This window comes from Stutzerimonas xanthomarina DSM 18231, assembly GCF_900129835.1.
Lineage (GTDB): Bacteria > Pseudomonadota > Gammaproteobacteria > Pseudomonadales > Pseudomonadaceae > Stutzerimonas > Stutzerimonas xanthomarina.
The window spans coordinates 435,836-461,814 of record NZ_FQXA01000004.1; the positions used below are offsets into that span (position 1 = coordinate 435,836).

The window sequence follows — 25,979 nt, forward strand, 5'->3', positions numbered from 1 at the left end:
GTGGACCAAGCTGCCGATGGTCCCCTGGTTCGTGCGCCGGTTCGCAATCACTGCAGTGCGCGGTTAGACTTTCACTCACATTCCCCAACAAAGGTTTTGCCTCATGCAGATTGCCGCTAACAAGGCTGTGTCCATCGACTACACACTCACCAACGATGCGGGTGAAGTGATCGACAGCTCGGCCGGCGGCGCGCCGCTGGTCTATTTACACGGTTCGGGCAACATCATTGCCGGTCTGGAAAAGGCGTTGGAAGGCAAGCAAGGCGGTGACGAGGTCAAGGTCGCCGTCGAGCCGCAGGATGCCTACGGCGAGTACAGTCCGGAGCTGGTTGCTACCCTCAACCGTGCGATGTTCGAAGGCGTCGATGAGCTGGAAGTGGGCATGCAGTTCCACGCTTCCGGCCCGGACGGCGGCATGCAGATCGTCACCATTCGTGATGTCGAAGGTGACGATGTGATCGTCGACGGTAACCATCCTCTGGCCGGCCAACGCCTTAACTTTGAAGTGAAGATCGTTGACGTGCGTGAAGCCAGCGACGAAGAAATCGCTCATGGCCATGTGCATGGTGAAGGTGGTCACCAACACTGATCGGCGCCTGCAGGCGGCTGGTCAGCGAAACGCCCGATTTGATCGGGCCATGGAAGCGCTTCGGTTCTGCCGGAGCGCTTTTTTAGTCTGGAGTAAAGACACATGAGCGCGTTTCACGAGTTGGTTCTGCCCGGCCTTGCGGGCCAGGAACTTCCCCTGGCGCCGTTGAAATCCCAGGTGACACTGGTAGTCAATGTGGCTTCCGAGTGCGGTCTCACGCCTCAGTATGCAGGCTTGCAAGCGCTGCATGAGCGCTACCATGATCGCGGTTTCGGCGTGCTGGGCATCCCCTGCAACCAGTTCGCCGCGCAAGAGCCAGGCAGCGATGCGGACATCCTGCAGTTCTGCAACGAGAACTACGGCATTACGTTTCCGATCTGCAGCAAGCTCGAGGTCAACGGCTCGCAGCGTCACCCGTTGTACCGCCTGTTGGCCGGAGAGGGCGCTGACTTTCCCGGCGACATCAGCTGGAATTTCGAGAAGTTTCTGGTGGGCAAGGATGGACGCGTACTGGCGCGCTTCTCCCCGCGCACCGCGCCGAACGATCCAGCGCTGATCCAGACCATCGAAAGCGCGCTCGGCTGAGCGCGCCATTTCCTGTTAGGGCGTTTGCTGTCACTTACGCCTTCTCGTGATACCACCATCGTGGTGAAGACTGCACGGCAATAAGCGCCGTGGATGATGGTGTTCGACCTAGACGACCGGTCATATGCTGGTCGTCATGAACAACCAAGCCCGCAACGACAAGCGTGACCTGATCCTGGCCAAAGGCGCACAGGTGATGACTCGTCGTGGCTATCACGGCACCGGCGTGTTGGAGATTGTGCAGGCTGCCGGCATCCCCAAGGGCTCCTTCTACCACTACTTCGCCAGCAAGGAAGATTTCGCCCTGCAGGCGTTGGAGCATCTCTATCAGCCGCGACTTGAGCGGTATCAGGCAGCGCTGCTCGATACCAGGCAGAGCCCTCGTGCACGGGTTCTCGGTTACTACGCTGAGGTCGTGGCGCATTTTTCGCGACAGGAATGCCCCGAGTATCACTGCTTCATCGGCAGTTTGAGCTTTGAGATGGCCGAGCTTTCGCAGCCCATCGGCCAGCAGGTCGAAGCGATTCTGTTGCGTTCGGTACAACTGCTGGCTAGCTGCCTTGAGCAAGCGTGCGCAGCCGGCGAGGTCGATGCCGACACCGACTGCCTGGCGTTGGCTGAATTTATCGGTAACGCCTGGGAAGGTGCCTTGTTGCGCATGAAGGTAGGGCGCAGCATAACGCCACTCAACATATTCCTGACCCAGCTGGAGCGTCTGTTGACGCCCCGCTAATTTTTTTGTCGCGATCGGCGAGACGACCGGTCGCTTTTTGATTCAAGCCAGAGGAGACACCAATGACCGCAGCCGTGAACGCCCTGTTCCAACCCTTTCAACTCGGCAGCCTGCAGCTGCCGACCCGTGTCGTGATGGCGCCGATGACCCGTTCCTTCTCGCCTAACGGTGTGCCAACTGCGGACGTCGTCGAGTATTACCGCCGTCGTGCTGCGTCGGGTGTAGGGCTGATCATCACCGAGGGCACCACGGTCGGGCACAAGGCCTCCAACGGCTATCCGCAGGTGCCGCGCTTCTACGGCGAAGCCCCGCTGGCCGGCTGGAAGGCGGTGGTCGAGGCGGTGCATGCCGCCGGCGGCAAGATCGTTCCGCAACTATGGCACGTGGGTAATGTTCGCCACATGGGAACCGAGCCGGAGCCGGAAGTGCCGGGTTACGGTCCGATGGAGAAGCTTAAGGATGGCCAGGTGGTTGTGCACGGCATGACCCAACAGGACATTCAGGACGTGATCGCTGCCTTCGCTCAGGCCGCCAAAGATGCCCAAGCCATCGGCATGGATGGCGTCGAAATTCACGGTGCGCACGGCTACCTGGTTGATCAGTTCTTCTGGGAAGGTAGCAACCAGCGCACCGACGAATACGGTGGCAGTCTGGCTAATCGCTCGCGCTTCGCCATCGAGCTGATCGAGGCGGTGCGTGCGGCGGTAGGTCCGGACTTCCCGATCATCTTCCGCTTTTCTCAATGGAAGCAGCAGGACTACACCGCGCGCCTGGTCACCACGCCGGAAGCGCTCGGCGAGTTTCTCGAGCCGCTTTCGGCAGCCGGTGTGGACATCTTCCATTGCTCTACGCGCCGGTTCTGGGAGCCAGAGTTCGAAGGTTCCGATCTCAACCTGGCTGGCTGGACCCGTCAGCTGACTGGCAAACCCACCATCACCGTAGGCAGCGTGGGCCTCGATGGCGAGTTCCTGCAGTTCATGGTCAAGACTGACAAGGTGGCACAGCCGGCCAATATCGAAGGGTTGCTGGAGCGACTGAACAAGCAGGAGTTCGATCTGGTCGCGGTAGGGCGCGCACTCATCTGCGATCCGGACTGGGCGCTGAAGGTAAAGGAAGGGCGCATGCAGGACATCCTGCCCTTTAGCCGTGAGGCGCTGAAGACGCTGGCCTGACGCGCGACGCGACCTCTAGGGGCTCAGAAGCCATCCTCGAGATGGCTTTTTTGTGCGGTTGTTGCGACGAGGCGCTGGATAACCGGATTGCTTGAGCAGCCTGGCTAGATGCACGGTGTTGCGCGCCAGCATCGCGTTGGTCCTGGTGATCTTCTCGTCCGGGTTTTCCACATCCTTGTAATCCGTCAAGCCCAGCGCCGGTCCGACCTGACCCAATAGGTGCAGTCGTTGGCGAGGATGGTGCAGCCCACATCTAACCCGCTGATAGAGCTTGCTACGCCTTGAGCGTGCAGTTGGTGGCGAGGGCAGTAAGCATTATTGCGGATCTCCGATATGAGCTGCTCAGGTCTAAACACCTCAGCTCTCGCAGTTCACGAATCGGCCACTGTAGACATGGTCGTCTTGCCGCCCTCACGCACCCAGAACAGCGTTGCAGCTGCGACCGCCGCCGGCATGATCAGCAGATTGACGAAGGGAATCAGCAGCGCTGCGTAGGTTACCGCGCCGAGGCTCAGGCTCTTCCAGCGGCGCTGGCGCAGCCAAACCATCATTTCGGCCCAGCTCAGCTTGTTGTTGTCGGCGGGATAGTCGATGTACTGCACCGCCATCATCCAGACGCCGAACAGCAGCCACAGTGGCGCCGCGACCAGATTGACCACTGGAATGAATGAGAGCACCAGCAGCGCCAGCGCCCGAGGTACGAAGTACGCCAACTTGCGTGCCTCGCGTCCAAGGGTTCGCGGCAGCATCGCCAGCAGTTCGCCCCAGCTGAACGGCGGCGCGCTGTCGACGCCGCGCGCCACGGTTTCCACCTTTTCGGCGAGAAAACCATTGAACGGCGCGGCGATGATGTTGGCGAGCATGGTGAAGGTGAAGAACACGATCAGTACCACCAGCACCACGAACAGTGGCCAGATGATGTATTCGAGGAACATCAGCCACTCGGGGAGGTTCGGCATGAAGGCGTCGACCCAGCCGCCGAATTGGCGCACGGCGAGGTAGATCAGGCCGCAGAACAGCAGCAGATTAACGGTCAACGGCAGAATGACGAACAGCCTGAGTCCTGGGCTGAGAATTAGCTTCAAACCTTCACGCAGGTATTGGGGGCCGGATAGGGCAGCGAGGGGCATTGGCGATACTCCGGAAAGGACGTCCGGACCTTACCGACTTTGTCGGGGTGGGAAAAGCGGCGTAGCGGTCGATAGTCCAGAGCTACGGGGCCGATCCGCTTTAGTAATGGCCAAGCGTTGTACTTGGCTTTTAGGCTGCCGCCCGTACTCTACTTTTGGTTTTTCAGGGCCGTCCGCTTCAAGCCTTCCCCAAGTGCCTGGCCGGCCCTTTTTCTATTTCTCTACGAAATTCACCGGTTTGCGCCTCAGCGGCTGCTGATCAAAGCGTACGCCTGGAAGCCCGGTATCCATCAGCGCGCGAATGTTCTGGTGGTCAGTTCCACTGGGATTCTCCAGCACCGACTGATAGTGCTCCCCGAACGCCAGCAACGCTTCTTCCGTGGTAAAGCCTTCCAGCACGGCCAGCCCCAGCGTCTTGCACGATCCCTCGTTCTGTCCGGCGGCGTTTTCAATGTTGCCGTTGAGAAAACGGGTTGGCTGGTAGTCGTAGGCGTTGGCAATGAATGCCAGCGTCTCGCTGAACGGGTGGTTTCGGTTGCGCAGGCTGGCGCGAAAATCCCTGAGGCTACTCACGATTTATGACCCTGGTCGAACGCAGCCTGTTGCTCTGGTGTTGCGTCTTTCTGGTAGCGTTTTTTCCATTCCGCATAGGGCATGCCATAGACATTTTCACGCGCCTCATCGAGGCTGACTTCGATGTCCAGGTCATCGGCGGCGGCCTTGTACCACTTCGACAGGCAATTGCGGCAAAAGCCCGCCAGGTTCATCAGGTCGATGTTTTGTGCATCCGGGCGGCTGCGCAGGTGCTGGACCAGGCGGCGGAAAGCAGCGGCTTCAAGTTCGGTGCGTTCTTGTTCATTCATGTCAAAGGCCTCGGCATTGCAAACGTCGTCGGGATCATAACCTCGACGCAGGTCCTGGGCTAGCTAACTACCGGGAACCTGGCGGCGCGAACCTCCTCGGCTAAACAGGACGGCCAAGCCCCCCATCCACCGGCCAGTGGAGGCTGGATGAAATTGCAAAGACACCGCGTATTGCCGAAAGCTACCTGCCGGCAGAGTGGGTGAAGCCACTGCGGCAGACGCGGCGTTCAGTCACGATGCGCGGCGAGGGTAATCGATACCGACTCAGCAAAGCGCAGCGCATGCGGCTTGTCCACTTCGACCTCGGCATAGCGCACTTGCGGGTGTGCCATGACCAGGTCGAGGATTTCCTGGGTGAGCCGTTCGAGCAGAGCGAAGCGGTTGTCCTCGACGTGCTGGATGATCGCCTTGGTGATGGTTCGATAGTTCAGCGCATGTTCGATATCGTTATCGCGCACGGCTTCGGCTGCCGGATAAAGCATCGTCAGATTGATCAGGACATCCTGCTTATTGAGGATTTCCTCTTCCTTGATACCAATGAAGGTACGCAGGCGCAGGTCTTTGACGCGGATGCGCGCCATGGCGGGTTCCAGTCGGGGCATGGGAATTCCTTGGCCTATCAGATCAGGTGGCGGCCACCGTTAACGCACAACGTGGTGCCGGTGACATAGGGATTATCCAGCAGATAGCGCAAGCTCTGGTAGATCACCTCGGCACCGGGCTCGATGCCAAGGGCAGACTTGGCAAGCGCCTTGCGCTGGTATGCCTCGTCGTCGCCTTCATTGAACTGGATCAGGGCGGGCGCTATGCCATTGACCTTGATCGTCGGCGCCAATCGGGCTGCAAACGACAGGGTGAGATTGTCCAAGCCGGCCTTGCTGGCCGCATAAGCGATGTGCTTTTTACTGCCGACACGGGTGACGTCGTCACCGATGTGAATGATGTCTGCCGGACCACCCTGCTGCAGCAGTTCAGTGCAGTGAAGATTGATCAGATAAGGCGCGAGCATGTGCACCTCGAACATGCGCTGGAATGTCTCAGCTTCTTCACCCGCTGTCTCGGGGTGCCAGTCCGACGCGTTGTGAACGATCGCGCGCAGGGCGCTGGTCTGCTGCTTGAGGGCGGTGATAAAGCTCAGGATGCCGGGTGCAGTGGAGAAATCGGCGTGCAAGGTCACTGCGCCGCGTTCGCGAAGCCGAGCCAGGCTGGCTCGAGAGGAGCGGTAGCTCACGATAACCGGCTGCCCGTCCTCAAGCAGGCGCTCGGCGCAATGCAGGCCGATACGCTGGCTGGCGCCGGTAATCAGTATCGGAGGCGTCGGCTGGGTCATGCTTGAATACCGGGTGGGGATGGGGGGCGCAGCGCCTGTTCAAGGCTGCAGGGCCACTCAGCTTACACCAGGGGACGCGACGGCCCTATGGTGCGGACTTCCTTATGCAGGAGCGGCAGACGCCTGCGCCGCTAAGAGTTCTCGGATACGTCGACGGCGGCCTGCATGGAGAGTTCCGGTTGCAGTTCGGGATGCAGACGCTGATGCTGCTCATACAGATAGGAACGGATGCGTTCGGCATCCTTGTCCTGCGGATATTCGACTTCGTAGGCGGTCATTCCACCTTCCGCATGGCGGATGCGGTGCGCGTCGATCTGAAACGGATCTTCGCCCGGCAATGCCAGACGCATATGTAAATGTTTGGGCGCCTTGTGCTTGTCGCCAGCGTCCACCAGCAGACCGTTGGGTGACAGCTCATGGACACTCAGCGCAGTTTCGTTGCCCTCGTCGGAGAGCAATGGCAGCGGCTCGTCCAGATGCAAGCGCCAGGCGCGCAGAACCGGTCCGCGCTCATAGATGGTTGGAGGCGCCAGTTGCAACTGGACCGTCTGGAACTCGTCTTGCTTCAGCTGCAGCGGGAAAGACATGCAGTATTCCTCGAGCTTGGCTTCGAGGGTCAGGTTCGCTTTCGCAGCCAGTTGCAGGAGCAGGCCGTTGGCCTTTTCACCGCCGTCAACGCGAAAGCCCGCCCGCGTCTCGCCCTGCTCTGTTGGCGAGCCGCTGACAAGTTCGTTGATATAGGCCAGTTCAGCGCTGGTCAAATCAGTTTTGTTCGGCATCCCGATTTCCCTCTCAAGGGCATGGCCAGAATCCGATCTGCCCATGCCTGTTCACTCCAGAACGCGGCATGGGCCTCTGCGAGATCTCTGCCAGGACGGCAATCCGACAGCGCACTCGCGAACTAATTCCCTATCGCCTAACGGCGGGCCTGTTTCTGAGTGTAGAACCGCTCGGTCGGAGAGTATGTGTCGAATGCGGCATAATGCCGGCTTTAACCCGAAACGGAGCTCATCATGAAAGTGGCCATTCTTTCCGGCACGGTCTACGGCACTGCTGAAGACGTCGCCCGCCATGCTGTCACGGTTCTCAAAGCGGCGGGCTTTGATGCCTGGCACGACCCGCGTGCGCAGCTCTCGCAGGTGCTGGACTTCGCACCGCAAGCATTGTTGGTAGTGACCGCCACCACCGGGATGGGTGAATTACCGGACAGTTTTGTCCCGCTGTATTCGACAATCCGCGAGCAGGTTCCGGCCTGGCAGGGCTTGCCGGGCGGGGTGATCGCGCTTGGGGACGCCAGCTATGGCGATACCTTCTGCGGCGCCGGGGAGCTGGTTCGAGAGTTGTACGCCGAACTGGGTGTACGTGAAGTACAGGAGATGCTGCGCCTCGACGCCAGCGAAACGGTCACGCCAGAAACTGACGCGGAGCCATGGCTGGATAGCTTTGCTACAGCCCTGCGCGGCTAAACGGTCAGCCGAGCAAAAAAGCTTCAGGAGGGCCGAACCGCATCTGCCGAGCTGATACTGCGGGCCCGGGCAAACGCATGCAGTTGCGGGTAGAACTCCCGAAAATCCTGCAACAGCGGGGTGTATAGCTGTTCGAGTTCGACGACGCCGCCTGCCAGGCCTTCGGGGCGAGACAGTCGACGGCTCATGCCGGCCACGACCTGCTCCATCACGGCGAAGTCTCGATAGCTGCCGAGCCAGTCATGGGCCGCCATGCGCGGCGCGATCAACGCCAGCTTGGCGGGCAGCTCGGCTTCCTCACGCAACACCCGATAAACCCGCGCGGTGAAGTCCGGCAGGGGTTCGCTGGCGTAGTCGTGCCAGTGCGCGGCCAGGCAGTGATCAAAAAACAGGTCGACCAATATTCCCGCATAGCGCCTGCGCTCGCGAGGAAAGCGTTGCTTGGCCTGGAGGACAACTGGATGGCTGTCGGTAAAAACATCGATCTGTCGGTGCAGGCGAATGCCCGCTTCAATGTCGGCCGGCCAGCGGTCTTGCAGGGGCCCTTTGACGAAATCGCCGTAGAGGCTTCCGAGCAGCTGCCCGGGCCGTTCGCCGCCAAGATGCAAATGTGCAAGATAGTTCATGAGGCGAGTCTAGCAGCGCTGACTTGCATTCAGCTTGCATGCTTTCTCAGCACCTGATTGATATGGTTGGCGTTCGGTCCATTACCGCTGCCAGCCCAGCCCGGACAGAGATGGATCCTCGACGGCCAGGCCGTTGTTTTGACTGCTACCTTTTCGCTTCTTGGAGCCTATTGATGTCATGGCATGAGCTGCTTGGTCCGCTGCAACACTTACCGCAATCGATGCCGCTGGAGGGTTGGTTCGCGGCTCTGCAATCGCAGGGTGCGAACGACTCTTTTGAGCTTGCAGTACTAGGCGGGCGGCTGGCCGCGACCCCCGGCTTGGCATTTCTCGCCGGCTATCAGGCCGCCCTCCGAAGGCTGTGGCCCGAAGCTCCTACAGGCCTTGGCGCACTGTGCGCGACCGAGCGTCGTCTGCTGCGACCGGCTGACATGCAGACCCGACTGGATGGAGTACGACTGACCGGCAGCAAGGATTTCGTCATTGCTGGCTCTGCTGCGGCCTGGTTGCTGGTGCCGGCGCGTGATGAGTCGCTCGGCGAGCGAGCGCGGCTGAGCCTCTGCATGGTCCGCACTGCTGATCCTGGCGTCATCGTCGAGGCGGCGTCGCCGTTGGCGCTGGTACCGGATATTCCGCACGGCCGCTTACGGTTGGTGAGTGCGGCTTGCGATCGCTTGGCTGGCGACGGCTGGGAGGACTACGTCAAACCGTTCCGGACACTGGAAGACCTTCACGTACTCGCGGCACTGGTTAGTTGGCTTTACGGCGTCGGGTTGCAGTGTGGCTGGCCGCAACGGCTGCAGCTGCAGCTCTTGGGTACCTTACCGAGCGCGGCTGAAATCTCGCGATTGCCACCAGCGGACCCGGCGACCCATTTATTGCTTGCTTCGCTGAATCTGCAGTTCGAGGCGCTTGGTGAGGCGCTCGACGCCGCGCTGGCAACCGGCCCGCAGCTGTGGTTGGACCTCTGGCGGCGCGACCGCGGCGTGCTACAGCTGGCTCGCCATGCTCAAGTCAAACGGTCGATGCAGGCAGCCGAGCTGTTTGGGCTGACACCCGAAAGTAATCAGGCATGATCAGCGAATCGCCAGGCGCCGGGAACTCCTCGCTGCGCTGCGGACCTATAACTGGCGTGCCGCGACAGCGCAGGTCGGTCTCCCCTGGCTTTAGCAGTGCGGGCGATCGGAAAACCCTGTGAAATTACCCCGACAAGGATTTCAATGCCATTGAGCTGTATCGCTACCCTGGTCCCCGGCGCAGCGCTTCTGTGGGGGCAGCGGTCATGATGCTTGCCGGAGAGGTGTTCCCCTGGCGAGAGGGCAATCGTTTCCACCTGTTGCTCGACGGGCCGCAGTTCTTTCCACGCATATTGGCCAGTATCAATGCGGCCCAACAGCGAGTGGATGTCGAGCTCTATCTCGTCGAAGATGGCGGCTGCGCCGATCGCCTGATCGAAGCTCTGGTCGCGGCGGCTGATCGAGGTGTGCGGGTTCGCTGCCTGTTCGATGGTTTCGGCTGCCTCAAACTGGGACAGAAGGCGCGGCAGCAGCTGAGCGACGCTGGGGTCGATCTGCGTCAGTACAATCCGCTGAAACTTCGATTGAAATTTCGCAACCTGCACCGCGATCACCGCAAGCTGATTCTTATCGATGACGCGCGTTGTTATGTTGGCGGGACCGGCGCTACCGATGAATTCTGGAACCCTTCTAATCCGGATGAGCATTGGCACGAAGCGATGGTCGAAATTAGCGGTCCGCTGGTAGCCGACTGGCAGCGTCTGTTCGATGTGCAATGGACGCTGTGCCTGAAAAAAAGAATCTGGCAGTTGCCGTTACCGAAACGACTCCCGAAAGTCCCAGCCAATCCGCCGCTCGATAACGGCATGGGTCGGGTGGCCTATTCGGCGGCGCGCCAACATCGCGACATCCTCCATAGCCTGCTGCGTAATCTGCAGCGCGCCGAACGCAGGATCTGGTTGGCGACTCCTTATTTTCTGCCCACTGGCCGCGTTCGACGAGAGCTGATGCGCGCGGCGAGACGCGGTGTCGATGTAAGGCTCTTGCTGACCAGTCGCAACACCGATCACCCCTCGGTCCGTTATGCCGGACAGCGCTATTATCCGAGACTGCTGCGAGCCGGCGTGCGCATTCACGAATATCAGCCACACTTTCTTCACCTGAAAATGGCGTTGGTCGACGATTGGGTCAGCGTCGGCTCATGTAATTTCGATCATTGGAATCTGCGCTGGAATCTGGAAGCCAATCTTGAAGCGCTTGACCGGCAATTCAGTGAGTCGGTGGCCAGCAGTTTTGAAACTGATTTCTTGCACAGTTTCGAAATTGATCTTGAGCAGTGGCATTCTCGACCGCTGAGCCAGCGCGTTTACCAGCGCTTGTGGGGGCTGCTTGATCGGCTCGTGATCAACATTTTCAACCGAAGCGGCTGACGGTACTGGCCGGGCCGTTTATAAAGTGTCCAACTGAAAGGGAGAGCGTTCTGATGGCTGCGAAGAAAATTCTGATGCTGGTCGGTGACTACGTCGAAGACTACGAAACCATGGTGCCGTTTCAGGCATTGCAGATGGTTGGCCATACCGTGCATGCGGTCTGTCCGGACAAGAAGGCTGGCGACACCGTCCGCACCGCGATTCATGACTTCGAGGGCGATCAGACCTATAGCGAGAAGCCCGGCCACAATTTTGCGCTGAACTTCGATTTCGCTGCGGTGCGGGCCGAAGATTACGATGCTCTGGTGGTGCCGGGAGGCCGTTCGCCTGAATACCTGCGGCTCAATGAGCAGGTGATCAGTCTGGTCAAGGCCTTTGGCGAGGCGAAAAAGCCGATCGCTGCGGTCTGCCATGGCGCTCAGCTGCTGGCCGCTGCAGACGTGCTGCAAGGGCGTGCGTGTAGCGCTTATCCCGCCTGCGCGCCGGAAGTTCGCCTGGCCGGTGGTGAGTTCGTCGATATCGGCGTTGATAAAGCGCACACCGAGGGCAACCTCGTGACTGCCCCGGCGTGGCCGGCACATCCCGCCTGGTTGGCTGCATTTCTCGAGCTGCTCGGTACTCGCATCAGCCTGTAAGATGCCGCTCCGTTTGAAGGCCCGCTCCGGCGGGCCTTTTTGTTTCACTCTCTGCAGGCGCTGTCTGCTCAAGGTCTGAGGCCACCATGACCCAACCCCGAGACCCGCTCCACGGCGTAACGCTGGAATCAATACTCGTCGAGCTGCAGGCTCACTATGGCTGGGAAGGGCTGGCGGAGCGGGTCGATATCCGCTGCTTCAAGAGCGATCCTAGTATCAAGTCAAGCCTGACGTTTTTGCGCAAGACGCCATGGGCGCGGGCGAAAGTAGAGGAGTTGTTCGTTCAGCTGCGCCATCGGCAGACCAGCTGATCGTCCTGCATCTGATGGCCGCAGGTTGGTTGCCGAAACGAAAAAGCCCGGCTGATAGCAGCCGGGCTTCACATCGGTGCGGCTTTTACTTACTGCACTTCCACCGCCAGGCTGTCGGCGATCTTCTTCTGCCAGATCGCCGGGCCGGTGATGTGTACAGACTCGCCGTTGGTGTCGACCGCGACGGTGACTGGCATGTCCTTCACTTCAAACTCGTAGATCGCTTCCATGCCGAGCTCGGCGAAGGCCAGCACCTTGGACTTCTTGATCGCCTGCGCAACCAGATAAGCCGCACCGCCAACCGCCATCAGGTAGACGGCCTTGTTGTCCTTGATCGCGTCGATGGCAATCGGGCCGCGCTCGGACTTGCCGATCATGCCCAGCAGACCGGTGCTCTCGAGAATCTGGCGGGTGAACTTGTCCATGCGCGTTGCGGTGGTCGGGCCAGCCGGGCCAACCACTTCGTCGCCGACCGGATCGACCGGGCCGACGTAGTAGATGAAGCGGCCCTTGAGGTCCACCGGCAGCTCTTCACCCTTGTTCAGCATGTCGACCATGCGCTTGTGCGCGGCGTCGCGGCCGGTGAGCATCTTGCCGTTCAGCAGGACGGTCTCGCCCGGCTTCCAGCTCTGCACATCTTCCGGGGTGATGGTGTCGAGGTTGACGCGGCGCGCGCTCGGGCCGGCTTCCCAGACGATCTCGGGGTAGGCATCGAGCGGCGGCGGGGTCAGTTCGGCCGGGCCGGAGCCGTCGAGCACAAAATGCGCGTGACGGGTGGCCGCGCAGTTCGGGATCATGCACACCGGCAGCGAGGCGGCGTGGGTCGGGTAGTCCATGATCTTCACGTCGAGCACGGTGGTCAGGCCGCCGAGGCCCTGCGCGCCGATACCCAGCTGGTTGACCTTCTCGAACAGCTCGAGACGCAGCTCTTCGATACGGTTCTGCGGGCCACGGGCTTTCAGCTCATGGATGTCGATGGATTCCATCAACACTTCCTTGGCCATCACCGCGGCTTTTTCGGCGGTGCCGCCGATGCCGATGCCAAGCATGCCCGGCGGGCACCAGCCGGCGCCCATGGTCGGGACGGTCTTGAGCACCCAGTCGACGATGGAGTCGGACGGGTTGAGCATGGCCATCTTCGACTTGTTCTCGGAGCCGCCGCCCTTGGCTGCAACATCAACTTCCACCTTGTCGCCAGGGACGATGGAGTAGTGGATGACCGCTGGGGTGTTGTCCTTGGTGTTCTTGCGGGAACCAGCCGGGTCGGCGAGGATCGAAGCCCGCAGGACATTTTCCGGCAGGTTGTAGGCGCGGCGAACGCCTTCATTGATCATGTCGTCGAGACTCATGGTGGCGCCGTCCCAGCGCACGTCCATGCCCACCCGTACAAATACGGTGACGATGCCGGTGTCCTGGCAGATCGGCCGGTGTCCGGTCGCGCACATCCGCGAGTTGATAAGGATTTGCGCCATGGAATCGCGGGCTGCTGGCGACTCTTCGCGCAGGTAGGCCTCGTGCATCGCCTGGATGAAGTCGACGGGGTGGTAATAGGAGATGAACTGCAAAGCGTCGGCAACGCTTTGTATCAGGTCGTCTTGCTTGATCACGGTCATGCAGCGCGTCCTCTTGGCGGGGCGGAGACAAGGCGTGTCGAGAGATTCAGCCGACACGCTCAGGTAAAAAGGCGCGGCAGTATAACCTGCCGTAGAGCCGGGAACACAGACGGACCAAAGGCGAAGGGATGCACAGCGAAAACTGGCATGGCGCTGGCGGCAACATGGCGTTGCGTTGTGTGACGGGCCGATACGTAGGCTCATCGGCGCGAGCGCAATGGAGTGGGTTATGTCGAAAAATGATCGTCCGGTTGCAGCTGTGTCGGACGAAGGTTTCTCAATCTGTCGTTATAACTGTGTATAGGTTTTTCACAAGGGCCGGCGTAAAGTATGACGAATTGCCACTATGGGAAGGATTCCATGCGCGCTAGTCGTGACGAGAGCGAACAGCAAGCGCTGCAGTTGTTGGTGACCAAGCGCTTCGGCATGGCCGCTGCGACCTACGGTCTTGCATTGCTGCTCACATGGATTACCGTGGCTGCCGGCTTCTATCAGGCGCCGATCGAGACTGCCATCGCGGGGTCGGTGATGATCGTGGCCAGCCAGTTGACCTTTTTCTGGGTCTTCTATCGAGGTCATAACCTGCGCTTTCGCGACCCCAGCCTGACCGAGCCACAGGTGCTGGTTGCGCTGGTCTGGCTGACGTTCTTTTTGTTCAATCTCGGCGATAACCGCGGCTCGTTGCTGGTGCTGTACGTACTGGTGCTGATGTTTGCGGTGTTTCTGCCACCGAAAATTTTCCTTCGTTACGCCGTGTTGGCGCTGTGCAGCTTTGTCGGCATGGTTTTATTCGATGCGCAGATGGGCCACCTGAACGAGCCGCAGAAGGCGCTGCTGCAGACCGGTGTGCTGCTGGTGACCCTGGTCTGGATGTGCTTGTTCGTCGGCTATGTCTACAGGTTGCGTCAACGTATGCGTCAGCGCCGGTTTGCGCTACAGGCGCACCAGGAAACGCTGCGCGGCATGATGCGGCAGCTAGAAGACCTGGCCTCGACCGATGAGCTGACCGGCCTCTACAACCGTCGGCATTTTCTGCGCAAGGCGCAAGCCGAGCTTAGTCGGCTGCGGGCAGGACATCAGTCCGGCCTGGCCTTGATCGATCTCGACTATTTCAAACGGATCAATGATCTGCACGGGCACGCGGTGGGCGATCGGGTCTTGCAAACCTTTGCCTCGGTGGCGCGCTCCTGCTTGCGAGACGACGACATACTTGCCCGCTACGGAGGCGAAGAGTTTGTTTTGTTGCTGCCAAACACTGATGCCGAGCAATTCCGCGCCTGTTGCGAGCGCTTGCGCGAGGCCTTCGCCAATGCCCAGCCGCCGGAGGGGAATATCCAAGCCGGGCATTTGAGCCTTTCAGTCGGCATGACCCTGCTTCGTGAAGGCGATGATCTGGACGAGTCCCTGCAGCGCGCCGACGACGCGCTGTACCGGGCCAAGGACAACGGTCGAAATCGATGCGAGATCAGCTGGGCGACGGTAGATGCCTGAGATCACCTGCGGAGGGCGAACTTGGCACGTGGCGAATGGCAGCAATCTGCTCGATGCCCTCAATGATGCCGGCTTGAACGTACCCTTCAGCTGCCGAGCGGGCAGTTGCCATGCCTGCCTGGTGCGCTGTCTGCGAGGTGAACCACTGGATGCCCGCGCGCAGGCACTCGACTTGACCCGGCGCCTGGAAGGCTGGCGGCTCGCTTGCCAATGCAGCGTGGCGGAAAACCTCGATGTTTCGGTTTTTGATCCGGCGCGCGAAGGCTTGCCGGTACGGGTAGACTGGCTCGACTGGCTGGATCACCAGGTTCTGCGATTGCGCCTGGTGCCCAGTGCGCGGCCGCTACGCTATCAGGCTGGCCAGCATGTGTTGTTATGGAACAGTCTTGGGGTCGCCCGGCCTTATTCGCTCGCGAGCGTACCTTGGGAAGATCGCTGGCTTGAGTTTCACCTCGATTGCCGGCACAGCGGTGCGTTCTGCGACGCGGCACGTACGCTGACCATCGGTGACACTCTGCGGCTGGGCCAACCGCATACGGGCGCGCTGCGCTACGAGCCCGAATGGCAGATGAGGCCGTTACTGTTGCTGGCTGCCGGGACTGGACTTGCCCCGCTCTGGGGCCTGATGCGAGAAGCACTGCACCGAGAACACCAGGGGCCGATTCGGCTGCTGCATTTCTGCCGTGGCGCCTCCTATCTGCAAGGGCCGCTCGAAGCGCTTGCCGAGGCGAATAGCAATCTGAGCATCGAATACGTCGACTGGCGGCATGGAAGCAGCTGTCTGCAGTCGCTGCGTGCCACGTCCCGTCAGGAAGTTGCGCTGATCTGCGGCGGCAGCGGCTTTGTCGAAGACTGCGCCAGGCGCATGTTTCTGGCGGGCCTGCCACGGGGGCAGGTATTGAGTGACGCCTTTCTTACCCGTCAGTTCGGGACATAAAGAACCGCAACAGGCGTGAGCCGTTAATCGGGAACGGCGCGCCAGGCCACGCTGACCGGCAGCTGGCGCGCCGCGCCAATCACGTCAGCGAATCACCTACACGCAGGATCTTCATGGTGTTAGTGCCACCTGTGCCGTGATAGGTGTCGCCCTTGGTCAGGATCACCCAGTCGCCAACATTGACGATGTTGCGCTTGAGCAACTCGTCCACTGCTGATTGGCTGACCTTGTCGGCGGGCAGGGCTGCCGGATCGAAGGGAATGGTCTGCACGCCGCGGAACATGGCAACGCGCGCCTGAGTGTCGCGATGGGGCGAGAAGGCGAAGATTGGTACTGACGAGCGAATCCGCGACATGATCAGCGGGGTATAGCCGCTTTCGGTCAGGCTGATGATCGCCTTGACGCCCGGGAAGTGGTTCGCCGTGTACATCGCCGCCAGTGCCGTGCTTTCATCGCTGCGCTCGAAGCGCTGACCCAGACGATGGCCCGATTTGATGCTGGTTGGATGCTTCTCGGCACCGACGCAAACGCGCGCCATGGCCTTGATCGCTTCGACCGGGTATTCGCCCGCGGCGCTTTCGGCCGAGAGCATCACGGCGTCGGTGTAGTCGAGCACGGCATTGGCTACATCGGACACTTCGGCGCGGGTCGGCATCGGATTCTGGATCATCGACTCCATCATCTGTGTCGCGGTGATCACCACCTTGTTGTTGCGGCGTGCGTGCAGAATGATCTTTTTCTGGATGCCCACCAGCTCGGCATCACCGATTTCAACGCCCAGGTCGCCGCGCGCGACCATCACGCCGTCACTGGCGCGGATCAGGCCATCCAGCGCCTCGTCATCGGCGACGGCTTCGGCGCGCTCGATCTTGGCGATCAGCCAGGCGCTTGAGCCCGCTTCGTCACGCAGGCGGCGGGCCAGCTCCATGTCGGCGGCATCACGCGGGAAAGAGACGGCGAGATAGTCAAGGTCCATATCGGCAGCCAGTTTGATGTCGGCCTTGTCCTTTGCAGTCAATGCCGGTGCGGTCAGGCCGCCACCGCGACGGTTAATGCCCTTGTTGTCAGACAGCGGCCCGCCGATCAGGACGGTGCAGTGCAGCTCATCGGCTGTGCTGTTGTCCACGCGCATGACCACGCGACCATCGTCCAGCAGCAGTTCGTCGCCAACACTGCAGTCCTTCACCAGATCCGGATAGTCGATGCCGACCACTTCCTGGGTGCCGGCGTCGCGCGGGTGGGTAACGGAGAAGCGAAAGCTGTCGCCTTCGGCCAACTCGATGCGCTTATTGGCGAACTTGGCGATACGGATCTTCGGCCCCTGCAGGTCACCCAGCAGCGCGACGAAGCGCCCGTGTTTGGCGGCGATGTCCCGTACCAGCTGCGCCCGTGCGCGGTGCTCATCCGGCGTCCCGTGGGAAAAATTCAGGCGGGCCACATCGAGCCCGGCAACGATCATTTTTTCCAGCACCTCGGGCGAACTACTGGCAGGCCCCAGCGTGGCGACGATTTTGGTACGGCGCGAAGTCATTCAATGCTCCTTTTTCAAGAATGACCGCGAGGCTACTATGCCCGGCGGCTGTAGTCATTGTTGGCCTGCACTACTCTTTCGGTGGCGTCGGAGACGCCCTGAAGGGCGAATTAGCTGGAGCGGTGGACTGCAGTTTTCGTAACGACGGTCGATAATCCGGCATCGGAGGAATCACCCATGCGCACACTGTTCATCATTGTTCTGGCCACCCTCAGCGTAGGCTGCAGCAGCAAAAATGCCCTGAATCGCCATCTCGACGCAGCCTACAAACATTACGAGCTGGGTGATTGCGGCCAGGCCATGCTCGAACTGTCCCAGGCGGAGCGTCGCAGCCGACCGCGGGATAAACTGCAACCGGAAATATCGCTGTTGCGCGGCCAGTGCCTGGAGCGTCAGGGCTTGTTCGTCGACGCGGCACAGACCTATCAGTTCATTCAGGCGCGCTATCCGGCCAGCGAATACGCTTTTCGCGGGCGGGCCAGGCTGGAGACGCTGCGTCAGTTGGGGCACTATCAGCCGGAGGAACGGGTGGTGACCCATGCCGTCAAACCCTGAGACGAGAGCCCGCTCATAACGACCGGCAGGGAAGGATCCCATGCGTATCGCATTACTGATCATCAGCATTTTGTTGGCCCCGCTGGCGTCCGCGGAAATATACCGCTGGGTTGATCCCGCCGGTAACGTGCATTTCAGCGCCAAGCCGCAGGCGGGTGCGGAGCAGATCGAGGTTCGGCCGCAGGTGATCGATAGAGACGAGGCGACCCGCGAGCGCCAGGCGCGCACGGAGCGTTTCTTCGAGGCTCGTCGCGAGGAGCAGGAGGCGGCCAACGTGGCGGCGAGCGCCAGGCAGACGCAACGAGAGCAAGAGTGCCAGCAGCTGCAAAACCGTCTGTCACGCCTGTCTCGTGGCGGGCGCTATTTCAGTGCCGATGCAAAGGGTGAGCGCGTCTACTACAGTGATGAAGAAATAGGGGCGGCGCGGCGGCAGTTGGCCAGTCGTATCAGTCAGCTCTGCCGCTAAATAGCCGGACACGGCAGCAGCGATAAACTTGGCGGCAGGCCCGCATCCGATGAACATGCACAATCAGCGCAGTATTCAACGGCACCAGTTGCCGTATTACCTCAACGTATTCAACCGTTTCACGGACAAGCCCTTGGGTTTCATCGGCAATCTGTCCGAGGCCGGACTGATGCTGATCAGTCCCTATCCGATGATGATCGACGTACGTTTCGATATGCGGCTGAAGATTCCGGGGCAGCATAGCCAGATGCGCTATATCGATTTCAGTGCCGTCTGTCGTTGGTCGCGCGAGGACGTGACGCCCGGTAGCTTTGACTCCGGTTTCATATTCGTCTCACCGCCGCGTGAGATTCGCGAAATGATCGATGCGTTGCACCACTACTTCAGCTTTCGCCCTATGCAGCATATCCCGCCAGCACGTCTGCCACGCATCGAGTCCTCCGGGAACAAGTCCGCTGACCAGGATTGCTGCAAAGGCAGCTGAACCTGTGCAACTTGGCCAAGCGTGCAAGGCTCAAGCGCTTTGCGCAGCAACCCCAACAACTGGTTAGAGCACACCGCCTTTTTTCCACGCTAGATAGCGGCTGATAAGCGCTGGCCCGAGCTCGTGCGGACGGGCATCGAGCAGAGGCACGCCATGGGCGACAAGTTGTTCATGAAGCCTGCCGCGAGCGTGTAGGTAGTCGAGTGCTCCGCAATAATCGAGGGCCTGCTGAAAGGATTCAACGGGCTGCTGACGTAGCTCGTCGAGTACCGGCTCGCGCAAGCTCACGACCAGTACACGGTGGCGACGGGAAAGTTGCCGGACGGCACCGAGCAGAGCCTCGTCATCCTCGTCGCGCAGGTTGCTCAGGATGATCACCAGGGCCCGGCGTTTCTGCAGGTTCAGGACATCGTTGATGGCCAGCGCGAAATCCGCCGGTCGCTGCGTATTGACCAGGTCATAAACACCGTTGAGCAGCGCGTTGAGTTGGGTCTGGCCTTTGGCCGGGGCGAAGAAACGCCGTTGCTCGGTGGCGAACGTATACAGGCCCAATGCGTCGCCCTGGCGCAGAGCGACATAGCCCAGTAGCAGGCTGGCATTGAGCGCATGATCGAAGTGCGCAAGCGGGCCGTCCTTGCTGCGCATCCGTCTGCCGCAATCAAGCATCAGCAGGACCTGCTGATCTCTATCGTCCTGATACTCCCGGACGATGGGCATGCGGTTGCGCGCCGTGGCCTTCCAGTCGATCTGCCGCAGGGTGTCGCCTTCCTGAAAGCCGCGTAACTGGTGAAAGTCCATACCAAGCCCCCGCCTGGGCTGCTGGCGCACACCCAGGCGGCTCAGCCAGCGGTCCACCGCCATCAGTGGCGCACCGTGCAGCTGGGTGAAATCGGGATAGACCCGCGTCTTCGATTGCAGCGGCAGTAGACGCCGCTCTCGCCACAATCCCAGAGGGCTGAACAAGCGAATCTCGCAATGCTCAAACTGGAAGTGCCCGCGACGCGTCGGTTGCAGACGGTAGCTGAGCTGGCAGAACTGCCGCGGTTCCAGCAGCACTTGCTGTGGCAGCGCCTGCACGTCCAGCCCCGCAGGCACATGGTCGAAGATTTCGGCACGCATGGCGCGCGCCGGGTGTCGAATCTCGAGCTGAACGTCATGCCAGCGGCCCAGGGCGAGATTCCCGGCGAGTAAGCGCCGCACCTCTGGCGAAGGCAGGCGGCGCAGATGCAAGGCGTCAAACGTTGCGACCAGTCCCAGGCACAGCAACAAACCCCACCAGGCCGTACGGATAGCCGAAGGCACGGCGCTGTCGAGCGCTGCGGCGATACCCAGTAAAAGCCCAAGGCAAAGCAGGGCGGCCAGTGCGTAGAGCAATCGACGTGACGGACTCATTGACTGCCTCGAATGCCGTTTAGCGTCACAGGCGAGGAGCCGCGATCTGCTCCAGCAGCTGTTGAAGCAGCTGGTCCACCGAAGTGCCTTCTATGTCGAGTTCGGGAGAGAGCCTGACCCGATGCCGCAACACAGCCAGGGCGCAGCCTTTTACATCATCAGGGACGACAAAATCGCCGCCGCGCAACAGGGCGCGTGCACGTGCGCAGCGCACCAGCGCGATCGAAGCGCGTGGCCCAGCGCCCAGTGTCAGCCCCGGCCAGCTGCGGGTGGCTCGGGCCAGCCGAACGGCATAGTCGAGCACCTGGTCGTCCAGCGGCAAGTCGCTGGCGATTTTCTGCAACGCCTGGACATCTTTGGCGTGCAGCAGAACCCGCAAGCCACTGACGTCAAGTATGTCAGTGCGAACCGAGCGAGTGACCTGACGAACCAGCGTCAACTCCTCGTCCGCCTGCGGGTAGTCCATGCGCAGCATCAGCATGAAGCGGTCGAGCTCGGCTTCCGGCAACGGGTAGGTGCCTTCCTGCTCGATCGGGTTCTGCGTGGCCATGACCAGAAATGGCTGGGGTGCAGCGAGTGCGCGGCCCTCAAGGGTGACCTGACGCTCCTGCATGACCTCCAGCAACGCCGCCTGGGTCTTGGCCGGCGCACGATTGATCTCGTCAGCCAACAGCAGGTTGGTGAACACCGGGCCCTTGCGCAACTTGAACTGCTCGCTGGCCATGTCGTAGATCGCATGGCCGGTTATGTCGCTGGGCATGAGGTCCGGCGTGAACTGGATACGCGCGAAGTCACCTCCAAAGCAGCGCGCCAATGCCCGCACCAATAAGGTTTTGCCTAGACCCGGCACGCCTTCGACCAACACGTGACCACCGGCGATCAGTGCCGTGAGCAGTCCATCGACGACTTCGTGCTGGCCGATTACGGCCTTGTGCAGCTCGTGGCGTAGCGCCTGGGCGAGCTGGCTGGCACGTTGGCGCTGATTGCTCGGCGGCACATCTGGATTGACGCTATTTGGATCTGTGGGTGTTTCGCTCATAAGCGGTTCCTGATGCTTTGCAGGCGGGCAACCTGGCGGGTGAATTCGGCGGCGCTGACGGGGTTTTTCAAAGGGGGCAGCATGGCCTGCGTGACAGTCTCGGCACCGGTTCCGCTGACCCTCGCCAGCACCTGGCACTGTTCGGCGTGTTCGAGGGTCTCAAGGCCCGGGTGACGTCGCTGCGCCTGTCGCAGAATATCGTCTTGAAGGCTGCTAATTAATCGGTGCTGTCCGACCCGCCGGTGGAGAAAATCGGCAGTGCCGCGCAGGTGCTCTTGCAGGCGCCGGCGATTCCGCTCGGCTGGCGCCTCCAATGGGCCCTGTCGCTGCGCCACATGCCAGAGCGTTGCAAGCAGCATCAGTAGCAGCGCCGCCAGTGCTTCTGGGAAGTAACGCAGCAACCGTTGCAGCAGATCATCATGTTCGGTGCGATAGATCAGTGTCACGTCGCGGTCCTGGGTGAGGTACCACAGCAGCCAGGCATGGTCGTATTGGGCAATCGCATCGTTCTGCCAGATCCAGCTGTCGGTCAGCGCCGTGATCAGGCCGTTCCCGCGCCGCAGTTGCAGCATGTGCGTCGCGCTGGCGCTGTTGGCCCATGCATGCGCACGGCCACCGGCGTCGTAGAGGTGATAGTTCGTATCAAAGGCGAGATAGGCGGGGGCATCCTCGTTCTCCAGATAGAGGCGAGTCAATGCAGGGCGTTTTTCGGCGTTAGCGGCGGCGTCAGCGGTATGGCTGTCATCGAGGTTCTCGCCTGCTTCGTGCTGCTGCAGGTTCAGCGCATCGAGCAGCAGGTCGCCGCTGCTTCCGTTTTTTTCGTCCCAGATACGCTCAGCGACGAACACCAGGTGGCCACCCTGATCGACCCAGTGCAACAGGCGTTCGGCCTGGCCGGGCGTCATGGTGCTGCGTTCGCCCAGCAACAACAGCACCTGTTGATTTTTTCTGGACTCGACGAGGCCACCGAGGCCTTCTGCATGATCGACGGCGCGTCCCTGGTCGATCAGGAAACGCTCTGCGGCCAGGTACGGATTGCTGCGTACCTCCGGTGCGGGGCCATGCTCGATCGTTTCCTTATAGGGCGTCGCCTTGCTCAGGGCAAAAAGCAGCAACAGCCCAAGCAGCAACCCGCCGGCAGCAAGCAGAAAGAGCCGACGTGGCCTGCTCATGCGAGCCGCTCACTGCCAAACAGTGCGCGCCAACGCTCGCACAGCTCGTCGCGGGCCCTCTCAGGTGGCAGCTGATGCCCGTAGGCCAGGCGCAGCCAGTGGCGCGTCAAGGCTTCGGCGTACTCGAGCAGCTGTGGCTGAGCCTGCTGTCGCAGCAACTCAAGTATTTCCCCCTCGGTATGCGAGTTTTTCAGTGGCATTTGTCGCTCGTGCAGCAGCCGGCTGAGAAAGGCCCGGTAAAGCAGGCCAAGCGCTTCGCGTGGATGTGCGTGCCAAAGCCGCTGCACCTCAGCGACAACGTCCGTCGGAATGCTTTCGGGTTGCAGGTCAAGCCCGAACAGCATGGCAGGCGTTGTTTGCCGCTGTCTGATCCGCAACTGGCCTGGCGTCGCGTATAGCTTGAGCCAGTCACGATAGCGCCACAGCAGCCAGCCGGCCAGGCTGAACAGGGCGGTCCATAGGAACACTTCGATTACGCTTGTGAGGGTGCCGGTGTGCTGGGTTAGCAGATCGCTGCGCAACAGTCGCTCAAGCAGGTGCGCAAGCCAGCCCGGCTCTTCATCCGCTGCTTCGGTGAAGCGCCAGCGGGTGACTGTTTCGCGGTTTCGGAAAGGCGGCTGGTCAAGCAATTCACCAATCCGGTCACTGGCTGCTTTGCTGGTCAAGGGCTGCTTGAGCAGGCGATCACTGTCTGGGCCAGAGGGCTCGATCGTTTGAGTCGTTCCCTCTGCGGCAGTAGCGGCGAGTGCCACCTCGGGTGGCGATACCAACCACAGGCCCAGCCCCACCAGCAGCACCGGCAGTAACGACTTCATGCGTGCCTGCAGGCGACGAAACGTCAGTTCGATATCCCAGGCCTCAAGCGTGGTGCGGCGGTTGAGGTAAAGACTAAAACCGCTGGCGACATATATTGGCTCCCAGACTACCAGCACCAACGCATAGAGCAGGTTCGACAGGTGTTCGAACCACAGCCAATCGCCGTTCATGCCGAGCAGGTCTTGCCAGTCCCAGTCCGCCAGCATCTGCTGTGGGATGAGCATATACATCAGCGCCAGCGCACCAAACCAGAGCCCCATCTCCAGATGCATGCCGACCAAAGTCAGCCAGAATGCGGCCCGTCTGTCTCGTTGTCCCAGCACCGCGAGGCGCTGCTGACGAGCCGAGCCGGCCAATTGCTCGAGCTGTAGCACCGGAAGATCGAAACTGCGAGTCACGCTGAAGCGGCGCCATGTCACGCTGGAAAACCACTGTGGACGCAGCAGGGGGGGCAGTGCCGTGATGCTCTGGCGCAGCGACGGTGTGTCGCCGAACAGTGCTCGCGACAGGATGAACAGAGGCAGCCGTTCATAGAGCGGTTTGAACCACCAGAACAGCAACAACGAAAGCGTCGGGTGTTGCCAGAACAACAGACTGAACAGGGCGAAGATCGGCAACGTTACCAGCGCCCAGCTGCTCATCAGCAATACGGCATGACGCCGTGCCAGCAGGATGCCAAGATCCAGCGCCTCCCATGCAGTGCGGGGGCGGATTGCCATGCTGGCATCATTCAGGCGCATGGAAACGTCGCCCACTTCGTGACAAATAGACTCCGACCAGTAGCCACAACAGAGCACCGACGGCGTATTTGACCGGGGCAGGGGGGTAAGTCATCGACGACCAGTACGCCTCGATAAAGGCTGCGATCAGGAGAAAAAACGTCGCCCCGACGATCAGCCGCACTGCTGTGGCGGCAGCCAGGCGCAATGCCTCGCCGCGTGTTTGGCGGCCGGGGGCGACGAGGGCAGCACCCAGTTTCAACCCGGCTGCGCCCGCCAATGTGATCGCGGTCAGTTCAAACGCACCATGACCGATAACGAATGACCAAAACGGCTGATCGTAGCCGATGCCGGTCAGGTGGCCGGCAATAGCGCCAATGATCAAACCGTTGAACACCAGATAGAACAGGCTGCCAAGGCCGAACAGCAGTCCTCCGGCAAAAGTCTGGAAGGCGATGCCGATGTTATGCATCACGTAGTAACCGAACATGACCCAGTCGTCAGCGGAACCACGCTCGCCGAAGCGGCCGAGCCGAATGGCGTCAGGGTCGTACATGGCTTCCATCTCTGCGACCTGTTCCGGGCTGATAAGGCTGTAGACCAGCTCCGGAAAGGCCAGCACCAGCGCAGCCATACCCAGCAGACTCAGGTAGAAAATCAGACTCGCGGCTGCCAGATAGCGCCACTCTGTGCGAACGAGTCTGGCAAAACCGCCCAGAACGAAGCCGAGCAGGCGGCCACTCAACGGGCTCTGGTGGCGATACATCTGATGGTGCCCGCGCTGAGCCAGCAGCTGCAGACGCTCGACGAAGCGCATGCTGTAACCGCGCGACTGGGCCAGAGCCAGCTGCTGGCAAAGCCGTCGATAGGCTGCCGGAAAGCCGGCGACTGCTTCTGGCGTGCGGGCTTTGCCGCGCTCCAATGTCCTGAGCATCTCCTCGAACGCCTGCCACTCGGCCTGGTGCCGGGTTTCGAACTGGCTTTGCTTCATGCCGGGCCCACCAGGCTACGGGCGATGCCGTGGATCCGGGCTTCCGCCTGTGTAGGTTCAATCTTCAGCGGTTCGGCCAGGATCGAGGCCAGCTCGAGTCGCCTTTGCGCCGTGAGCGTCGAATGGCGCTCGGCGAATGCGATCAGGGCATGTTGCTCGTCCAGTTTCAGGGGTAGCGGGGGCGTTACTGCTTCAGCTTCTGGCAAGGCTGGCGCGCTGACGTTGCGCTCGCGGTACACCACCAAGGTGCCCGCGGCGAGGTCGCCCAAGCGCTTGAATGATGGGTGCCAGAGACAGCAGAGAGCCCCGAGAAAATAGCCGAACGGCAGCATGTCGACGAAACGCAGCAGATTGCGTGTCAGGGAGGAAGTCCAACCGACCGGCGTGCCGTCATCATGGATGACGCGAAGCCCCAACCATTGTTTGCCCGGGGTGCGTCCCTGGTTCAGCACTTCGAACAGCACCATGTACCACCACTGCACCAGAAACAGCAGCAACGCCCCAACACCCATGCCGAACTTGCCCAGCAAAGCGAACGCAAAACCCAAAGCCGCCAACAGCGCGCCCCGTATCAGCAGATCCAGTGCAAATGCCAAGGCGCGAGGGACCAGTCCGGCTGGATGGAGGAGCAAATCGATACCTTCCGGCGTTTCGACACGGTGCGTGTTATCCAGCAAGGCTGTGGCTGAAGGGGCGGATTGCACGGCTCTGGCTCGTAAATGGGGGACTGGATGCTATGCGCACATGGCGTACCGAGCAACGCCTGGCGGAAGCGCTCCTGCTGAATGAAACCATTGAATGACGTCGGCGGCCATAACCGGCTTGGCACTTTGATTGATGCGCCAGCGAGATATTCAGGTCAATGTTCAAACCCCATCTCCACGAGG

At 60.9% G+C, this 25,979-nt stretch carries 29 protein-coding genes; 14 read left to right on the forward strand and 15 right to left on the reverse strand.

The features are described 5' to 3' along the window. Positions 1-103 precede the first annotated feature (103 nt). From BUE09_RS13030 to BUE09_RS13045, 4 genes are all read left to right on the forward strand, one after another. Complete coding sequence (locus BUE09_RS13030; protein WP_073301347.1) at positions 104-589, forward strand: FKBP-type peptidyl-prolyl cis-trans isomerase; 486 nt, start codon at positions 104-106, stop codon at positions 587-589. A gap of 102 nt (positions 590-691) precedes the next feature. Then, positions 692-1,174, forward strand: a complete 483-nt coding sequence (locus tag BUE09_RS13035) for a glutathione peroxidase (protein WP_073301348.1) — start codon at positions 692-694, stop codon at positions 1,172-1,174. Positions 1,175-1,310: 136 nt separating this feature from the next. Then, positions 1,311-1,907 (forward strand): TetR/AcrR family transcriptional regulator, encoded by a 597-nt coding sequence (locus BUE09_RS13040; RefSeq protein WP_172830718.1) that lies wholly within the window; start codon positions 1,311-1,313, stop codon positions 1,905-1,907. A 62-nt stretch (positions 1,908-1,969) separates the two neighbouring features. Then, positions 1,970-3,079, forward strand: coding sequence for an NADH:flavin oxidoreductase (locus BUE09_RS13045; protein WP_073301350.1), 1,110 nt, complete (start codon positions 1,970-1,972; stop codon positions 3,077-3,079). Positions 3,080-3,450: 371 nt separating this feature from the next. Here the strand turns inward: BUE09_RS13045 and cysZ are convergent, their stop codons facing one another. From cysZ to BUE09_RS13080, 6 genes are all read right to left on the reverse strand, one after another. Continuing rightward, on the reverse strand, positions 3,451-4,209 hold the full coding sequence (gene cysZ / locus BUE09_RS13055; RefSeq protein WP_073301351.1) for a sulfate transporter CysZ: 759 nt from the start codon (positions 4,207-4,209) through the stop codon (positions 3,451-3,453). Positions 4,210-4,422: 213 nt separating this feature from the next. Beyond that, positions 4,423-4,782: a HopJ type III effector protein gene (locus BUE09_RS13060; protein WP_073301352.1), complete on the reverse strand. Its 360-nt coding sequence runs from the start codon at positions 4,780-4,782 to the stop codon at positions 4,423-4,425. Then, on the reverse strand, positions 4,779-5,072 hold the full coding sequence (locus BUE09_RS13065; RefSeq protein ID WP_073301353.1) for a DUF1244 domain-containing protein: 294 nt from the start codon (positions 5,070-5,072) through the stop codon (positions 4,779-4,781). The genes BUE09_RS13060 and BUE09_RS13065 overlap by 4 nt, the downstream gene beginning before the upstream one ends. A gap of 227 nt (positions 5,073-5,299) precedes the next feature. Continuing rightward, positions 5,300-5,674: a dihydroneopterin triphosphate 2'-epimerase gene (gene folX, locus BUE09_RS13070; protein WP_073301354.1), complete on the reverse strand. Its 375-nt coding sequence runs from the start codon at positions 5,672-5,674 to the stop codon at positions 5,300-5,302. Between the two features lie 17 nt (positions 5,675-5,691). Beyond that, entirely contained in the window at positions 5,692-6,402 is a 711-nt protein-coding gene (gene folM, locus BUE09_RS13075) for a dihydromonapterin reductase (protein WP_073301355.1), read from the reverse strand. 131 nt (positions 6,403-6,533) lie between these two features. After that, positions 6,534-7,181, reverse strand: a complete 648-nt coding sequence (locus BUE09_RS13080) for a PilZ domain-containing protein (protein ID WP_073301356.1) — start codon at positions 7,179-7,181, stop codon at positions 6,534-6,536. A gap of 234 nt (positions 7,182-7,415) precedes the next feature. Here BUE09_RS13080 and BUE09_RS13085 point away from each other — a divergent pair, with 234 nt between their 5' ends. Further along, a complete protein-coding gene (locus BUE09_RS13085; RefSeq protein WP_073301357.1) occupies positions 7,416-7,868 on the forward strand; it encodes a flavodoxin in 453 nt (150 codons plus the stop codon). A gap of 23 nt (positions 7,869-7,891) precedes the next feature. Here BUE09_RS13085 and BUE09_RS13090 read toward each other — a convergent pair whose 3' ends face one another. Beyond that, complete coding sequence (locus BUE09_RS13090; protein ID WP_073301358.1) at positions 7,892-8,494, reverse strand: acyl carrier protein phosphodiesterase; 603 nt, start codon at positions 8,492-8,494, stop codon at positions 7,892-7,894. A gap of 173 nt (positions 8,495-8,667) precedes the next feature. Here BUE09_RS13090 and BUE09_RS13095 point away from each other — a divergent pair, with 173 nt between their 5' ends. From BUE09_RS13095 to BUE09_RS13110, 4 genes are all read left to right on the forward strand, one after another. Beyond that, positions 8,668-9,570, forward strand: coding sequence for an acyl-CoA dehydrogenase middle domain-containing protein (locus BUE09_RS13095; protein ID WP_073301359.1), 903 nt, complete (start codon positions 8,668-8,670; stop codon positions 9,568-9,570). A gap of 209 nt (positions 9,571-9,779) precedes the next feature. Next, positions 9,780-10,940, forward strand: a complete 1,161-nt coding sequence (locus tag BUE09_RS13100; protein WP_073301450.1) for a phospholipase D-like domain-containing protein — start codon at positions 9,780-9,782, stop codon at positions 10,938-10,940. A 50-nt stretch (positions 10,941-10,990) separates the two neighbouring features. Next, entirely contained in the window at positions 10,991-11,575 is a 585-nt protein-coding gene (locus BUE09_RS13105) for a DJ-1/PfpI family protein (RefSeq protein ID WP_172830740.1), read from the forward strand. An 86-nt stretch (positions 11,576-11,661) separates the two neighbouring features. Continuing rightward, positions 11,662-11,886 carry a VF530 family protein gene (locus BUE09_RS13110; protein ID WP_073301360.1) on the forward strand — a complete coding sequence of 75 codons (225 nt, stop codon included), beginning with the start codon at positions 11,662-11,664 and terminating at the stop codon, positions 11,884-11,886. Positions 11,887-11,975: 89 nt separating this feature from the next. On the opposite strand, the gene BUE09_RS13115 is transcribed toward BUE09_RS13110, so the two are convergent. Then, entirely contained in the window at positions 11,976-13,499 is a 1,524-nt protein-coding gene (locus tag BUE09_RS13115; protein WP_073301361.1) for a fumarate hydratase, read from the reverse strand. A 360-nt stretch (positions 13,500-13,859) separates the two neighbouring features. On the opposite strand from BUE09_RS13115, the gene BUE09_RS13120 reads away from it, so the two are divergent. Further along, positions 13,860-14,990 carry a GGDEF domain-containing protein gene (locus BUE09_RS13120; protein WP_073301362.1) on the forward strand — a complete coding sequence of 377 codons (1,131 nt, stop codon included), beginning with the start codon at positions 13,860-13,862 and terminating at the stop codon, positions 14,988-14,990. Next, the gene (locus BUE09_RS13125; RefSeq protein ID WP_073301363.1) at positions 14,983-15,927 is read left to right on the forward strand and encodes an iron-sulfur-binding ferredoxin reductase; all 945 of its coding nucleotides are present in this window, start codon (positions 14,983-14,985) and stop codon (positions 15,925-15,927) included. Before BUE09_RS13120 ends, BUE09_RS13125 begins: the two co-directional genes overlap by 8 nt. A gap of 79 nt (positions 15,928-16,006) precedes the next feature. Here BUE09_RS13125 and pyk read toward each other — a convergent pair whose 3' ends face one another. Next, positions 16,007-17,458, reverse strand: coding sequence for a pyruvate kinase (gene pyk / locus BUE09_RS13130; protein WP_073301364.1), 1,452 nt, complete (start codon positions 17,456-17,458; stop codon positions 16,007-16,009). 177 nt (positions 17,459-17,635) lie between these two features. Between pyk and BUE09_RS13135 the strand changes: the two genes are divergently transcribed. The 3 genes from BUE09_RS13135 to BUE09_RS13145 are packed head-to-tail and all read left to right on the forward strand — an operon-like array spanning position 17,636 to position 18,963. Next, positions 17,636-18,013, forward strand: a complete 378-nt coding sequence (locus BUE09_RS13135; RefSeq protein WP_073301365.1) for a tetratricopeptide repeat protein — start codon at positions 17,636-17,638, stop codon at positions 18,011-18,013. A 40-nt stretch (positions 18,014-18,053) separates the two neighbouring features. Then, on the forward strand, positions 18,054-18,479 hold the full coding sequence (locus BUE09_RS13140) for a DUF4124 domain-containing protein (protein WP_073301366.1): 426 nt from the start codon (positions 18,054-18,056) through the stop codon (positions 18,477-18,479). Positions 18,480-18,528: 49 nt separating this feature from the next. Then, a complete protein-coding gene (locus tag BUE09_RS13145; protein ID WP_073301367.1) occupies positions 18,529-18,963 on the forward strand; it encodes a PilZ domain-containing protein in 435 nt (144 codons plus the stop codon). A gap of 63 nt (positions 18,964-19,026) precedes the next feature. On the opposite strand, the gene BUE09_RS13150 is transcribed toward BUE09_RS13145, so the two are convergent. The 6 genes from BUE09_RS13150 to BUE09_RS13175 are packed head-to-tail and all read right to left on the reverse strand — an operon-like array spanning position 19,027 to position 25,796. Next, a complete protein-coding gene (locus tag BUE09_RS13150) occupies positions 19,027-20,355 on the reverse strand; it encodes a DUF58 domain-containing protein (RefSeq protein WP_073301368.1) in 1,329 nt (442 codons plus the stop codon). A 25-nt stretch (positions 20,356-20,380) separates the two neighbouring features. Beyond that, the gene (locus BUE09_RS13155) at positions 20,381-21,394 is read right to left on the reverse strand and encodes an AAA family ATPase (protein ID WP_073301369.1); all 1,014 of its coding nucleotides are present in this window, start codon (positions 21,392-21,394) and stop codon (positions 20,381-20,383) included. Then, a complete protein-coding gene (locus BUE09_RS13160; RefSeq protein WP_073301370.1) occupies positions 21,391-22,566 on the reverse strand; it encodes a DUF4350 domain-containing protein in 1,176 nt (391 codons plus the stop codon). Before BUE09_RS13160 ends, BUE09_RS13155 begins: the two co-directional genes overlap by 4 nt. Beyond that, on the reverse strand, positions 22,563-24,122 hold the full coding sequence (locus tag BUE09_RS13165) for a DUF4129 domain-containing protein (protein WP_073301371.1): 1,560 nt from the start codon (positions 24,120-24,122) through the stop codon (positions 22,563-22,565). Before BUE09_RS13165 ends, BUE09_RS13160 begins: the two co-directional genes overlap by 4 nt. After that, a complete protein-coding gene (locus BUE09_RS13170; protein WP_073301372.1) occupies positions 24,109-25,092 on the reverse strand; it encodes a stage II sporulation protein M in 984 nt (327 codons plus the stop codon). Before BUE09_RS13170 ends, BUE09_RS13165 begins: the two co-directional genes overlap by 14 nt. Then, positions 25,089-25,796, reverse strand: coding sequence for an RDD family protein (locus tag BUE09_RS13175; RefSeq protein WP_073301373.1), 708 nt, complete (start codon positions 25,794-25,796; stop codon positions 25,089-25,091). The genes BUE09_RS13170 and BUE09_RS13175 overlap by 4 nt, the downstream gene beginning before the upstream one ends. Positions 25,797-25,979 lie beyond the last annotated feature (183 nt).

Bases quoted from the DNA above. Each gene is read 5' to 3' on its own strand.
- BUE09_RS13080 (WP_073301356.1), bottom strand. From the start codon at position 7,181: ATGCCGAACAAAACTGATTTGACCAGCGCTGAACTGGCCTATATCAAC.
- BUE09_RS13065 (WP_073301353.1), bottom strand. From the start codon at position 5,072: ATGAATGAACAAGAACGCACCGAACTTGAAGCCGCTGCTTTCCGCCGC.
- BUE09_RS13155 (WP_073301369.1), bottom strand. From the start codon at position 21,394: ATGAGCGAAACACCCACAGATCCAAATAGCGTCAATCCAGATGTGCCG.
- folX (WP_073301354.1), bottom strand. From the start codon at position 5,674: ATGCCCCGACTGGAACCCGCCATGGCGCGCATCCGCGTCAAAGACCTG.
- BUE09_RS13045 (WP_073301350.1), top strand. From the start codon at position 1,970: ATGACCGCAGCCGTGAACGCCCTGTTCCAACCCTTTCAACTCGGCAGC.
- BUE09_RS13030 (WP_073301347.1), top strand. From the start codon at position 104: ATGCAGATTGCCGCTAACAAGGCTGTGTCCATCGACTACACACTCACC.
- BUE09_RS13040 (WP_172830718.1), top strand. From the start codon at position 1,311: ATGAACAACCAAGCCCGCAACGACAAGCGTGACCTGATCCTGGCCAAA.
- BUE09_RS13140 (WP_073301366.1), top strand. From the start codon at position 18,054: ATGCGTATCGCATTACTGATCATCAGCATTTTGTTGGCCCCGCTGGCG.
- BUE09_RS13160 (WP_073301370.1), bottom strand. From the start codon at position 22,566: ATGAGCAGGCCACGTCGGCTCTTTCTGCTTGCTGCCGGCGGGTTGCTG.
- BUE09_RS13145 (WP_073301367.1), top strand. From the start codon at position 18,529: ATGAACATGCACAATCAGCGCAGTATTCAACGGCACCAGTTGCCGTAT.
- folM (WP_073301355.1), bottom strand. From the start codon at position 6,402: ATGACCCAGCCGACGCCTCCGATACTGATTACCGGCGCCAGCCAGCGT.
- BUE09_RS13170 (WP_073301372.1), bottom strand. From the start codon at position 25,092: ATGAAGCAAAGCCAGTTCGAAACCCGGCACCAGGCCGAGTGGCAGGCG.
- BUE09_RS13165 (WP_073301371.1), bottom strand. From the start codon at position 24,122: ATGCGCCTGAATGATGCCAGCATGGCAATCCGCCCCCGCACTGCATGG.
- BUE09_RS13100 (WP_073301450.1), top strand. From the start codon at position 9,780: ATGCTTGCCGGAGAGGTGTTCCCCTGGCGAGAGGGCAATCGTTTCCAC.
- BUE09_RS13120 (WP_073301362.1), top strand. From the start codon at position 13,860: ATGCGCGCTAGTCGTGACGAGAGCGAACAGCAAGCGCTGCAGTTGTTG.
- BUE09_RS13150 (WP_073301368.1), bottom strand. From the start codon at position 20,355: ATGAGTCCGTCACGTCGATTGCTCTACGCACTGGCCGCCCTGCTTTGC.
- BUE09_RS13085 (WP_073301357.1), top strand. From the start codon at position 7,416: ATGAAAGTGGCCATTCTTTCCGGCACGGTCTACGGCACTGCTGAAGAC.
- BUE09_RS13115 (WP_073301361.1), bottom strand. From the start codon at position 13,499: ATGACCGTGATCAAGCAAGACGACCTGATACAAAGCGTTGCCGACGCT.
- BUE09_RS13035 (WP_073301348.1), top strand. From the start codon at position 692: ATGAGCGCGTTTCACGAGTTGGTTCTGCCCGGCCTTGCGGGCCAGGAA.
- BUE09_RS13090 (WP_073301358.1), bottom strand. From the start codon at position 8,494: ATGAACTATCTTGCACATTTGCATCTTGGCGGCGAACGGCCCGGGCAG.
- BUE09_RS13110 (WP_073301360.1), top strand. From the start codon at position 11,662: ATGACCCAACCCCGAGACCCGCTCCACGGCGTAACGCTGGAATCAATA.
- cysZ (WP_073301351.1), bottom strand. From the start codon at position 4,209: ATGCCCCTCGCTGCCCTATCCGGCCCCCAATACCTGCGTGAAGGTTTG.
- BUE09_RS13135 (WP_073301365.1), top strand. From the start codon at position 17,636: ATGCGCACACTGTTCATCATTGTTCTGGCCACCCTCAGCGTAGGCTGC.
- BUE09_RS13125 (WP_073301363.1), top strand. From the start codon at position 14,983: ATGCCTGAGATCACCTGCGGAGGGCGAACTTGGCACGTGGCGAATGGC.
- BUE09_RS13095 (WP_073301359.1), top strand. From the start codon at position 8,668: ATGTCATGGCATGAGCTGCTTGGTCCGCTGCAACACTTACCGCAATCG.
- pyk (WP_073301364.1), bottom strand. From the start codon at position 17,458: ATGACTTCGCGCCGTACCAAAATCGTCGCCACGCTGGGGCCTGCCAGT.